Origin of the sequence: Paenarthrobacter sp. NEAU-H11, assembly GCF_050573415.1 — a bacterium.
Lineage (GTDB): Bacteria > Actinomycetota > Actinomycetes > Actinomycetales > Micrococcaceae > Arthrobacter.
The window spans coordinates 327,661-339,340 of the sequence record NZ_JBNZGA010000003.1 but is presented as its reverse complement, the minus strand read 5'-3'; the positions used below and the strand labels follow the sequence as shown (position 1 = coordinate 339,340).

The 11,680-nt window shown below is 65.6% G+C and carries 9 protein-coding genes and 1 tRNA gene; 3 read left to right on the top strand and 7 right to left on the bottom strand.

Annotation, left to right across the window (positions count from 1 at the left end; genetic code table 11):
- Window positions 1-63 precede the first annotated feature (63 nt).
- Window positions 64-489: an aspartate 1-decarboxylase gene (panD, locus tag ACQ3DC_RS06340; RefSeq protein WP_197432448.1), complete on the bottom strand. Its 426-nt coding sequence runs from the start codon at window positions 487-489 to the stop codon at window positions 64-66.
- 142 nt (window positions 490-631) lie between these two features.
- Window positions 632-1,546 carry a LysR family transcriptional regulator gene (locus ACQ3DC_RS06335; RefSeq protein ID WP_157240456.1) on the bottom strand — a complete coding sequence of 305 codons (915 nt, stop codon included), beginning with the start codon at window positions 1,544-1,546 and terminating at the stop codon, window positions 632-634.
- Between the two features lie 154 nt (window positions 1,547-1,700).
- On the opposite strand from ACQ3DC_RS06335, the gene ACQ3DC_RS06330 reads away from it, so the two are divergent.
- Together ACQ3DC_RS06330 and ACQ3DC_RS06325 are read left to right on the top strand one after the other, a co-directional pair.
- Entirely contained in the window at window positions 1,701-3,164 is a 1,464-nt protein-coding gene (locus tag ACQ3DC_RS06330) for an amino acid permease (RefSeq protein ID WP_321214680.1), read from the top strand.
- Between the two features lie 360 nt (window positions 3,165-3,524).
- Window positions 3,525-7,031 (top strand): bifunctional proline dehydrogenase/L-glutamate gamma-semialdehyde dehydrogenase, encoded by a 3,507-nt coding sequence (locus ACQ3DC_RS06325; RefSeq protein WP_430751803.1) that lies wholly within the window; start codon window positions 3,525-3,527, stop codon window positions 7,029-7,031.
- Window positions 7,032-7,130: 99 nt separating this feature from the next.
- On the opposite strand, the gene ACQ3DC_RS06320 is transcribed toward ACQ3DC_RS06325, so the two are convergent.
- The gene (locus tag ACQ3DC_RS06320) at window positions 7,131-7,448 is read right to left on the bottom strand and encodes a hypothetical protein (protein WP_321214678.1); all 318 of its coding nucleotides are present in this window, start codon (window positions 7,446-7,448) and stop codon (window positions 7,131-7,133) included.
- 158 nt (window positions 7,449-7,606) lie between these two features.
- A complete protein-coding gene (locus ACQ3DC_RS06315; RefSeq protein WP_430751802.1) occupies window positions 7,607-8,461 on the bottom strand; it encodes a LysR family transcriptional regulator in 855 nt (284 codons plus the stop codon).
- 143 nt (window positions 8,462-8,604) lie between these two features.
- Here ACQ3DC_RS06315 and ACQ3DC_RS06310 point away from each other — a divergent pair, with 143 nt between their 5' ends.
- Window positions 8,605-10,014 (top strand): MFS transporter, encoded by a 1,410-nt coding sequence (locus ACQ3DC_RS06310; protein ID WP_430751801.1) that lies wholly within the window; start codon window positions 8,605-8,607, stop codon window positions 10,012-10,014.
- A 7-nt stretch (window positions 10,015-10,021) separates the two neighbouring features.
- Here ACQ3DC_RS06310 and ACQ3DC_RS06305 read toward each other — a convergent pair whose 3' ends face one another.
- From ACQ3DC_RS06305 to ACQ3DC_RS06295, 3 genes are all read right to left on the bottom strand, one after another.
- Entirely contained in the window at window positions 10,022-11,176 is a 1,155-nt protein-coding gene (locus ACQ3DC_RS06305) for a N(5)-(carboxyethyl)ornithine synthase (RefSeq protein ID WP_430751800.1), read from the bottom strand.
- Complete coding sequence (locus ACQ3DC_RS06300; protein WP_197432449.1) at window positions 11,173-11,313, bottom strand: hypothetical protein; 141 nt, start codon at window positions 11,311-11,313, stop codon at window positions 11,173-11,175. The genes ACQ3DC_RS06305 and ACQ3DC_RS06300 overlap by 4 nt, the downstream gene beginning before the upstream one ends.
- 97 nt (window positions 11,314-11,410) lie before the next feature.
- A tRNA-Gly gene (locus tag ACQ3DC_RS06295) sits at window positions 11,411-11,484 on the bottom strand.
- Window positions 11,485-11,680: the final 196 nt, after the last annotated feature.

Below are 11,680 nucleotides of genomic sequence, written 5' to 3'. Positions count from 1 at the left end.
ACAATCCGCAGGGGATCAGCCCGGGGGGTGCGGGGGAGCGGTCTGCCGGAAAGCACTCTCCGGTTACAGGGTGGCGTTGTTAAGAGCGAAAGGGGGCCGCATCATTCCCGGCGTGAGGCCCTCGGCCGGGTCATTGCCCAGCTGGATCACCCGATTGTTTTCATCCACGTGGACCACCCGCGGTTCATAGGCCTTGGCCTCTTCGGTGGTCATCTGGGCGTAGGTGATCAGGATGACGACGTCGTTCTCGTGCATGAGGTGCGCCGCTGCACCGTTGATGCCGATCACGCCCGAGCCGCGCTCGCCGGCGATGGTGTAGGTCTCAAGCCGCGAGCCGTTGGTCACGTCCACGATGGAGACGAGCTCGCCGGGAAGGATGTCGGCGGCCTCGAGCAGGTCCAGGTCAACGGTGACCGACCCTACGTAGTGCAGGTCGGCGTGCGTGACGGTGGCCCGGTGGATTTTGGACTTGAACATTGTGCGATTCATAACGGCATCAGTCTAGCGTTGGGGGCCCGCCGGCGCAGTGACGCAGGGAACAGTGACGCCGGGGCGGCTCCTGCGCAGTGACGGAGCCCGTCGTTGCGCTGGCCGGTACCACTTTTGGAAGGCCACGCACGACGGCGGCCGGTCACCCGCCGTCGTGCTGTGCCACAGCCGCTGCGGTCGCCGCCAGGGTCTCCCGGGCTGCGAGGATCGCGGGCCGCTGGGCGCTGGAACGGCGGACGGAGGTGAACACCGTGCGGTGCGGCTTGCCTGGCAGGTCAAGGAGCCGGGCGGTGGTGCCGCGCCCCGTCCACACCAGGTCCGGCATCAGCGCCACGGCGTTCCCGGACTCGATGAGGCGGATCTGTGCCTGGAGGTCCGCGGTTTCAAAACGCACGTCGGGCTCGAACCCCGCACTCCGGCAGGCCTGCTCGGCCCAGTGGCGGGATGCCGCCCCGCGTGGTTCCATGACCCAGGCGAGTTCCGCGGTGTCCTCGATCGAGGAGATGGCGGGACCGCCGTCGGACGCGGGGGGAACGGCGAGCCGGATGGCGTCGGTGGTGAGCTTGACGCGGTCCAGTTCGGGATAGCGCGGGGCGGCGTGTCCGGGGTACTGCTCGGCGATGACAAGGTCGAAGTCGCGTGCCCACGTCTCGTGCAGCGCCGTTTCCGGCTCACGCTGGATCATCTCGATGCGCACTTCGGGATACGTACTGGCCATGCGCGTCAGGGTCTCGGGCATGAGCGCCAGCGCGGCCGACTGGAACACTGCGATCCGCACTGTGCCGGTCACGGTGGTCAGGGACGCCGCAAGGTCCGCCTCGGCCTGTTCCATGGTCTGCAGCAGGCTTGCGGTGTGGGCCACCAGGACCTCCGCCTGCGGGGTGAGCTGCACCCGGCGTCCCGTCTTGCGCAGCAGCTCCACGCCCACTTCCTTTTCCAGGAGCGCCAGCTGCTGGGAGACTGACGACGGGCTGTACTGGAGTGCTTCGGCCACCTCCGCGAGCGTCCCCCGGATGCTCAATTCCCGGAGCAGGCGCAGCCGGCGGACGTCAAGCATGAGGAAATCCTTACCGAAACTAACGAATATAGGTTAGAAGTAGTCACTTTATCTAATGCAAGCCCCCTTGCATACTGTTGGGACCGAGTTACCCCCGTCACAAGCGATTTTTCGCGCGCCGTGGCGGGGTCGCACCCCCAAGCAGGAGTTCCTGATGAGCACACGAGACATGACCCAGTCGATCATGCGGCGCAAGCCGATTGACGACATTGAAGAAGAGAACAAACATAGTGGCCTCTTTAAGTCACTCGGGCTTTGGCAGCTGACGGCAATCGGCGTTGGCGGCATTATCGGCGTCGGCATCTTCTCCCTCGCGGGGCTGGTGGCCGCCGGTAGCGAAACCACACCCGGGGTGGGGCCCGCGGTGCTGATTTCGTTCCTGATTGCCGGCCTCGCGTCGGCAGCGGCAGCACTGTCCTACGCGGAGTTCGCGGGCATGATTCCGCGCGCCGGGTCCGCCTACACCTACGGGTACGTGGCCTTGGGCGAGATCATCGGCTGGTTCATCGGATGGGACCTGCTGCTGGAATACATCGCCATTGTGGCCGTGGTGGCCATCGGCATCTCCGGCTACTTTGATGCCTTCCTCTCCGGAATCGGCATCCACATGCCGGTCTGGATGACATCCACCCCGGATGAGGGCAAGGGCGGAATCGTCAACATCCCCGCCATCGTGGTCTGCCTGATCGTGACCTGGATCCTGTCGCGCGGAACCAAGGCGTTCGGCCGGTTCGAACTGGTGGCAGTGGCCATCAAGGTGGTCCTGATCCTCTTCATCATCGGCCTTGGTGTCTTCTACATCGACACCAACAACTACAACCCGTTCATGCCGTCCGGCTTCGGCCCGGTTCTTGCCGGTTCCGCCACCGTATTCTTCGCGGTCTTCGGCTACGACGCCATGAGTACCGCAGCGGAGGAGGCCACCGACGGCAAGAAGCACATGCCCAAGGCCATCATCCTGTCGCTCATCATCGCCATGCTGCTCTATGTGGCAGCCACCCTGGTCCTCACGGGCATGCAGAACTACAAGGACATCGACCCGAAGGCCGGGTTCGCGTCAGCCTTCACCGGTGTGGGGCTGCCGGTCATTGCCACCATCATTTCCGTCTTCGCGGTGCTGTCCATCCTCACCGTGATGCTGACGTTCCTGCTCGGCGTTACCCGCGTCTGGTTCTCCATGAGCCGCGACGGGCTGCTACCCGGCTGGTTCTCCAAGACCGACCGGCACGGCACGCCGCAGCGCGTGACCTGGATCGCGGGCGTCGCCTCCGCGCTCCTGGCGGGCGTGTTCCCGATCAAGGCAGTCGCCGACCTGACCAACATCGGCATCCTGGCGGCGTTCGTCGTCGTCTGTTTCTCGGTCATCGTGTTCCGCTACAAGAAGCCCGATGCCCCGCGCGCGTTCCGCCTCCCGTTCATGCCGCTCGTCCCGGCCTTCGGCGTGCTGGCCTCCGCATTCCTGATGTTCCAGCTGCACTGGGAAACGTGGGCGCGGTTCGGCGTCTGGCTCGTCATCGGCCTTGCCATCTACTTCTTCTATGGCAAGAAAAACTCGCTGATGAATCCCGACAGCCCCCGGCATGAGGAGATTGTGGAGATGCACCGGCCCGTCGGCTGACGCTCTATCACTTAACGTCGCTTAAACACGGACGCTCTCTCACTTAACGTCGCTAAACCCCGGACGCTCTCTCACTTTGAACTGCTCCCCGGAAGTTGGACTGAGAAATTCAGTTCCGACTTCCGGGGAGCAGTTCAGGGTGATAGAGCGTTTCGGTTTTTCCCGCATTAAGTGAGAGAGGGTCGCAAGTACGGTTCGTCGCGTGAGGGACGGGCCGGTGGGGGAAGGGCAATCCTGCCGGGTTCAATGGTTCATTTTTTCTAACCGGTATTGCTTAGAAAAGATCGCTTTATCTTATGTGACTGGAAGCTCATACTGGTTGATAAGACCTCCTTGAGCCCCAGAAAGATCGGGAAAACAATGACCCACATTGCAATGGAACCCGCAGCTGCCGCCGGAACTGCGCCCCGGACCGTCGACGTCGACGTGCCCCAGGCCAAGGCCCTGGCAGCCGACGCCGTGGCGCTGGTCCGCCACTGGCTGACCGAGGCCTCGAAGGTGCCCGTGGACGCTTCCGCCCAGCAGCTTGCCGGCGTGCTCAAGGACCCCAACGGCCTGGAATTCACCGTTGGCTTCGTGGACGGCGTGGTCCGCCCCGAGGACCTGAACGTTGCCGCCCGCAACCTCGCGGCACTGGCGCCCAAGGTCCCCGCGTTCCTGCCCTGGTACATGCGCAGCGCCGTAGCGCTGGGCGGAACCATGGCTCCGGTCATGCCGCAGGTGGTCATCCCCATTGCCCGCAAGGTCCTGCGCGAAATGGTGGGCCACCTGATCGTTGACGCGACCGACGCCAAGCTCGGGCCCGCGATTGCCAAGATCCGCAAGGACGGCATCAAGCTCAACGTCAACCTCCTCGGCGAGGCTGTCCTTGGCGAGCATGAGGCCTCCCGCCGGCTCGAAGGAACGCACGCCCTGCTGGCGCGCCCCGACGTCGACTACGTCTCCATCAAAGTCTCCTCCACCGTTGCCCCGCACTCCGCCTGGGCCTTCGACGAAGCCGTGGAGCACGTGGTGGAAAAGCTCACCCCGCTGTTCACCCGCGCAGCTTCGTTTCCCAAAGCCAAGTTCATCAACCTCGACATGGAGGAGTACAAGGACCTGGACATGACCATCGCGGTCTTCACCAGGATTCTGGACAAGCCCGAATTCAAGGACCTGGAAGCGGGCATTGTGCTCCAGGCCTACCTCCCGGATGCCCTGTCCGCGATGATCCGGCTGCAGGACTGGGCGGCTGAACGGCGTGCCAACGGCGGCGCCGCCATCAAGGTGCGTGTGGTCAAGGGCGCAAACCTGCCCATGGAGCAGGTGGAATCCTCCCTGCACGACTGGCCGCTGGCAACCTGGGGCAGCAAGCAGGACTCGGACACCAGCTACAAGAGTGTCATCAACTACTCCCTGCACCCCGAGCGGATCAAGAACATCCGGATCGGCGTGGCCGGCCACAACCTGTTCGACATCGCCTTCGCCTGGCTCCTTGCCAAGCAGCGCGGCATCGCGGATAGCGCACAGCAGAGTATCGAGTTCGAGATGCTCCTGGGCATGGCCCAGGGCCAGGCCGAAGCCGTCAAGAAGGACGTCGGCTCCCTGCTGCTCTACACGCCGGTGGTGCACCCGGCCGAGTTCGACGTCGCCATTGCCTACCTGATCCGCCGCCTCGAAGAGGGCGCCAGCCAGGACAACTTCATGTCCGCCGTGTTCGAGCTGGACAAGAATGAAGTCCTGTTCGAGCGCGAGAAGCAGCGCTTCCTCGCCTCCCTCGCCGAACTGGACAACCGTGTCCCGGCGCCCAACCGAAAGCAGAACCGGAGCCTGCCGCCCGTCCCCAGGCCGCACGACCATTTCGAGAACACCCCGGACACGGACCCGTCCCTGCCCGCCAACCGCGACTGGGGCCGGGCCATCCTGGACCGCGTCCCGTCCTCCACCCTGGGCAACGCCTCCGTGAAAGCCGCCTTCATCAATGACGAAGCAACCTTGAACGGCGCCATCCAGGCCGCCGTGGAGAAGGGCAAGGCCTGGGGTGCCCTGTCCGGCGCCGAGCGCGCCGAAATCCTGCACCGCGCCGGCGACGTCCTGGAGGCGCGCCGCGCCGACCTGCTTGAGGTCATGGCCAGCGAAACCGGCAAGACCATTGACCAGGGCGACCCCGAGGTTAGCGAAGCCGTGGACTTTGCCCACTACTACGCCGAGTCCGCACGCAAGCTGGACGCGGTCGACGGCGCCACGTTCGTCCCGGCGAAGCTCACCGTCGTAACCCCGCCCTGGAACTTTCCGGTTGCCATCCCCGCCGGGTCCACCCTCGCGGCACTCGCCGCCGGCTCCGCCGTCGTGATCAAGCCTGCCAAGCAGGCCGCCCGCAGCGGCGCCGTCATGGTCGAAGCCCTCTGGGAGGCAGGCGTCCCGAAGGACGTCCTGACCATGGTGCAGCTGGGCGAGCGGGAACTGGGCAAGCAGCTCATCAGCCACCCGGCCGTGGACCGCGTGATCCTCACCGGCGGCTACGAGACCGCCGAACTGTTCCGGTCCTTCCGCCAGGACCTGCCGCTGCTGGCCGAAACCAGCGGCAAGAACGCCATCATCGTCACCCCCAGCGCGGACCTGGACCTGGCAGCCAAGGACGTGGCGTACTCCGCGTTCGGGCACGCCGGCCAGAAGTGCTCGGCCGCGTCGCTGGTGATCCTGGTGGGATCGGTCGCCAAGTCCAAGCGGTTCCACAACCAGCTCATCGACGCCGTGACCTCCCTCAAGGTGGGCTACCCCGAGGACCCCACCAGCCAGATGGGCCCGATCATCGAACCCGCCAAGGGCAAGCTCCTCAACGCCCTCACCACCCTGGGCGAGGGCGAGAACTGGGCCGTGGAACCGAAAAAGCTGGACAACACCGGCCGGCTCTGGAGCCCGGGTGTGCGCTACGGCGTCAAGCGCGGCTCCTACTTCCACCTGACCGAATTCTTCGGACCGGTCCTGGGCGTAATGACCGCCGACACCCTTGAGGAAGCCATCGCCATCCAGAACCAGATCGAGTACGGCCTCACCGCAGGCCTGCACTCCCTGAACTCCGAGGAACTGGGCGTCTGGCTGGACAGCATCCAGGCCGGAAACCTGTACGTGAACCGAGGCATCACCGGCGCCATCGTGCAGCGCCAGCCGTTCGGCGGGTGGAAGAAGTCCGCCGTTGGCGCAGGCACCAAGGCCGGCGGGCCAAACTACCTGGCAGGGCTCGGCGATTGGGCGCCCGCCACGGCCTCGGCGAATGCCGCTGTCACCAACCCCGGCGTGCGGCGCATCCTCAACGCTGCCGGCGCTGCCCTGCAGTCCGCCGAGCTCGAGTCCGTGCAGCGGGCCCTGGCGTCCGACGCCCAGGCGTGGACGGAGGAGTTCGGCACAGCGAAGGACGTCTCCGGCCTCAGCGCGGAGCGCAACATCTTCCGCTACCGCAGCCTGCCCGTGACGGTCCGCCTGTCCGAAGGCGCGCCGCTGGGCCACCTGGTACGGACTGTGGCAGCCGGTGTGCTGGCGGGTTCTGCGCTCACGGTGTCCTCCGCCGTCGAACTTCCCGTCCAGCTGCGCCCGGTGCTCACCGCGCTGGACATCGAAGTGACGGTGGAGTCCGACGCCGAATGGCTGGCTTCCGCGGGCCGGCTCGCCGCGGCGGGGAAGCTTTCCGGCGCACGGGTCCGCCTCATCGGCGGCGATGCGGCAGGCCTTGCCAAGGCCACGGGCGGCCGTCCCGACCTGGCAATCTATGCCCACCCGGTCACCGAAGCCGGCCGCGTGGAACTGCTGCCCTTCCTGCACGAACAGGCCGTCAGCATCACCGCCCACCGGTTCGGAACGCCCAACCACCTCTCGGACGCCCTGATCTAGGGCCCTGCTCGTGGGGTCTGCCGGCACACGCTTGCCGGCACGAAGAGGGCCGGACGGCCACCTTGCGGTGGCCGTCCGGCCCTCTTCGGCCTGCGGATACTAGCCCAGGTACCACCCGGGCGGCGTCCACGTGACTGGAACGCTGTGGGCCGAGAAATCCTCGCACCGGGTGCAGGTGTAGGCGACTTCGCCCAGGGTGCCTACCGAACCGTCACGGCGGTAGGTGGGCGGAATGTAAGACTCTAGGTAGACAAACTCGTCAGTGCGGCATCTGTCACAGGTAGGTTTGCCGACGTATCCGGAGTCGGTGGTGGCAATGCCTGCACCGAGTCTGGAATTGCGGGTTCCAAGCGGCCGCGCAGGGGTGTGCGCACGGGCATGGGCCGGGCTGTAGTGGGTGTTCTTGGCTGTCGTCATTGGCTGCCTGTCCCGAGCCGGAATCCTGGCATGCAGGAGCGGCGTCGTGTTGGATGACGGCCGGCTGCTTGACCTTGGAAAATTCAGCATAAGGGATGCGGCCTTCGGCAATCAATGGAAACACCGGCTTGGCTTCGCCTGCGGGACACCTTGGGGCGTTATGCTGATCGGTTAATGGTCCGGCCCACAATTGACTGCGTCAGGGCGTCAATGACTTCGGCGTTGGCCAGCGGGTTGCGGATCAGGGTGAAGTCCACGTCGCCCACCGCGGGCAGGTCGAAGCGCCGGGTAATGATCTTCAGGTCCTCCGGGACGAGCGACGACGGCATGACGGCGACGCCGATCCCCGCCCGTACCGCCGCCAGCACACCGCTGATTTGCCGTGTCGTGCAGGTGATCCGCCAGGTCCTGCCATGGGACTCGAGGGCGTCGATGGCCAGTTTGCGGCTCAGGCTGGGGGACGGGTAGGCGATGAGCGGAACGGGGGCTGACGGGTCCAGCGTGGTCTGCTCCAGTCCCACCCAGGAAAAGGAATCGTGCTGCACCACCGTTCCGTCCTTGGCTCCGGCCACCCATTTCACGAACACAAGGTCCAGTTGCCCCGCGTTGAGCTTCCGGTACAGTTGGTCGCTTTGGCCCACCGTGAGTTCAAGGTTGATCTGCGGGTAGATCTGCCGGAACTCCCGCAGGATCCGCGGCAGGCCTGTAATGGCAAGGTCGTCAGCAGTACCGAACCGCAGCCGTCCGCGCATCGCGGAACCGGAAAAGTACCGTGAAGCGGAGTCGTGCGCAGCGAGGATGTTCCGGGCGAACCCCGCCATCGCGTCCCCGTTGTCCGTGAGCCGGACGTCCCGCGTGTCCCTGCTGACCAGTACCCGCTTGGCGGCCGCCTCCAGCTTGCGGACATGCTGGCTGACCGTGGGCTGGGCCAGTCCGAGCCGCTCGGCGGCCTTTGTGAAACTGAGTGTTTCCGCCACGGCCAGGAAAGAGCGCAGCTGGGCTGGTTCGAACACGATGGACTCCGGGGGCGTCGGGGTGGACGTTGCTGTATTGCAGTCTGCAATAGGAGTTATAGGGACGATACGTCTCCATAATCCGGTGCCTCCAGCCTAGCGTTAAGGACATCCCGGACCGCACGCACTGTGAGGACACACCTGTGGCACCCCCACCGCCTTCATCGGCAACCGTCACCCAGCCCGTCATCGATACCGCGCACTCCGCCCCGCCAGATAGCCAAAGCCAGCGCAACCAAACCCAGCCCAACCAAACCCAGCCCATCGCCGTCGTCAGCGAACGCCTGCCATGGAAGCACACGTTCATCTCCCTCAGGGTTCCCAACTTCCGCATCTTCGCGATCGGCCACTTCATCGCCGTCGTCGCCATCTGGATGCAGCGGATCGCCCAGGACTGGCTGGTGCTGGAACTCTCCGGCTCCGTGACCGCGGTTGGCATCACCGTGGCGCTGCAGTTCCTGCCGTCCCTGCTCCTCGGGCCTTGGGGAGGGATGATTGCGGACCGGTTCGCCAAGCGGAAGATCCTGATCCTGTGCCAGGGCATGGCCGCGGTCCTGGCCGCCGCTCTGGCAGCCCTTGCACTCAGCGGCGCCATTGAGGTGTGGCACGTCTACCTCATCGCACTGGTGCTTGGCCTGGTGACCGTCCTCGACCAGCCGGCACGCCATGTGTTCGTCAACGAACTGGTGGGGCCCAACTACCTGCGCAACGCCATCAGCGTCAACTCCACCACCTTCCAGCTGGGCGGCCTGATTGGCCCCGCCCTGGCAGGATGGCTGCTGACCGCCGTGGGGGCGGGCTGGGCCTTCGCCGGCAACGCCTTCGCCTGCTGCACTACGGTGGCCATGCTGCTCATCCTGCGCAAGGACGAGCTGTTCGTCAGTGCGCCCACCCCGAAGAGCAAGGGCATGCTGCGCGAGGGGCTGCGTTACGCGTTAGGCAAGCCCACCATCTACTGGCCGTGGCTGATGGCCGGCTTTATTGCAGTCTTCGCCATGGGGCTGCCGGTGGTGCTCGCAGCCTACGCGGACCACGTCTTCAACGTTGGTGCCGGCGGCTACGGCCTCCTGAACGCCCTGGTGGCGCTCGGGGCGCTGGCCGGGGCTGTGGCTTCCACCCGGCGCCGCCACCTCCGGCTGCGGTCCGTGGTGTTCTGCGCGGGAATGTACGGCGCCATGCTCTGCCTGGCCGCCCTGGCCCCGTCCATGCCGGTGTTCGGCGCAGTGATGGTGCTGTCCGGGTTCTGGTGCCTCATGTTCCTGACCGGGTCCAACCAGCTGGTCCAGGTCAGCTCCAACATGGGCATCAGGGGCAGGGTGATGAGCCTGTACATCATGGTGCTGATCGGCGGCCAGGCCATGGGTGGCCCCATGCTCGGCTGGGTCGCTGAACATGCCGATCCGCATGTGGCCCTGCTGGTGTCCGGCGGGGTGCCGGCCCTCGCGGCCGTGACCGTCGCCCTGATCCTGGCGCGCAAGGGTTCGCTGCTGCTGCGGGTGGACCTTAAGGACCGTCGGCAGCCTGTGAGGATTGTCCGGCGGGCGGCGGCGTAGCCTGCGGCTAAAGCGCCCGGTGCGGGTAAGCCTCTTCCCGCTTCTGGAATTCAAGCACGTCCTTGTTGCGGACCACGCCGTCGCGGATCTCGATGGCGCGGGAAATTGTTTCGTTGCCGTCCCAAGCCTCGGGGCCGCTGACCACAGTTTCCAGGAACGGCAGCAGGGCCTGGCTGATTTCCCAGCTGGCGGAGTTCCAGAGGTAGGACGGGCTGTGGTCTACGGCGTAGTAGTTGATGTGGTCGCCCACCGTGAACATGGGGTCCGCGAAGGTGGTGGACCGTGCCCAGCTGAAACCCATTCCCTCGTCGCATGACACGTCCACGATGAGGCTGCCCGGGTTGAACGCGGCGAGGTCCTCCGTGCGCAGATAGGTCAGCGGGTTGTTGGGATCCTGCAGGGTGCAGTTGACCACGATGTCGCTCTCGGCCAGGAACGGCGCCAGCGGCACCCTGCCCCGTTCAGTGATGACCTGGCTGAGGAAGGGTGCTTCGGCGTCGTGATCGAACTGGACGATGTTGACCGAGTGGATGGGGGCGCCGACGGCGGCCACCCCGCGGTTGGTGAGCACCTGGACGTCGTGGATGCCATGGGCGTTCAAGGCCGTAACGGCGCCGCGTGCCGTAGCGCCGAAACCGATGACTGTGGCGCTGAGCCGGCGTCCGTAGTCGCCGGTTGAGCCGGTCAGTGCCAGTGCGTGGAGCACTGAGCAGTACCCTGCGAGCTCGTTGTTCTTGTGGAAGACGTGCAGCCCGAAGCCGCCATCGCTGGCCCAATGGTTCATGGCCTCGAAAGCGATCAGCGTGAGCTTCTTGTCAATGGCCAGCTGCGTAATGGCGCGGTCCTGGACACAGTGCGGCCAGCCCCAGAGGACCTGGCCGTCCCGCAGGTCGGACAAATCCTCCGCTTGCGGCTTCGGCAGGAGGACGACGTCGGCCTCCGCCATGAGGGCCTCCCTGCCGGCCATCCTGCCCACCAGGGTGGAGAGGTGCGCGTCCGAAACGCCGAAGCGTTCCCCGTAGCCGTGCTCAAGGATGATGTGCTGGCGGATCTCCGGCGCAATGCGCTCAAAGTGCAGGGGGTGGATGGGGAGGCGGCGTTCGTCCGGTTTCCTTGTGGACGCCAGCACGCCAAGGGTGAGTTGGCTCTGTTGGCCGGTCACTTCTTTTTGGCGGCCTTGCTCGAGGTGATATCCAGGGAACTCGCCGGCGCTGCGGCGGCCCGCTTATCTGCGCGCTTTTCCTTGATGGACTTGCCGGATTTCTTGGATGCTGCTTGACGGGGGGACTTGTCAGCCATGATCGCTCCTGTAGTGGAACCGAATAGGTTCCTGACTACTGACGATACAGGGCGGTACCTAATGGCCCGGCGGGTGCTGGCGGCCCCGCTGAAAACATGGAGCGGCTGACGGGAATCGAACCCGCGTATCAAGCTTGGGAAGCTAGCGCTCTACCATTGAGCTACAGCCGCAATGCCCCGCTGAGGAGGGGCAGAACATAGCTTAGCGCAGATGTGTGCCTGCCCTGCCCATTCGAGGCGCCGGGCGCCGTGTCCCGGCCGGCCCGCGCGTCATCCAGTAACTCTTGAATAACGTCCCCGGCCGTGGCTAGGTGGGCACGCGGAGCGCTGGCTAACCTGAACCGGGTAGCTGCGGTGCCGGGGGGCG

Coding starts and splice junctions, on each gene's coding strand:
- panD (WP_197432448.1), bottom strand. CDS start 489: ATGAATCGCACAATGTTCAAGTCCAAAATCCACCGGGCCACCGTCACG.
- ACQ3DC_RS06330 (WP_321214680.1), top strand. CDS start 1,701: ATGAGCACACGAGACATGACCCAGTCGATCATGCGGCGCAAGCCGATT.
- ACQ3DC_RS06300 (WP_197432449.1), bottom strand. CDS start 11,313: ATGGCTGACAAGTCCCCCCGTCAAGCAGCATCCAAGAAATCCGGCAAG.
- ACQ3DC_RS06335 (WP_157240456.1), bottom strand. CDS start 1,546: ATGCTTGACGTCCGCCGGCTGCGCCTGCTCCGGGAATTGAGCATCCGG.
- ACQ3DC_RS06325 (WP_430751803.1), top strand. CDS start 3,525: ATGACCCACATTGCAATGGAACCCGCAGCTGCCGCCGGAACTGCGCCC.
- ACQ3DC_RS06320 (WP_321214678.1), bottom strand. CDS start 7,448: ATGACGACAGCCAAGAACACCCACTACAGCCCGGCCCATGCCCGTGCG.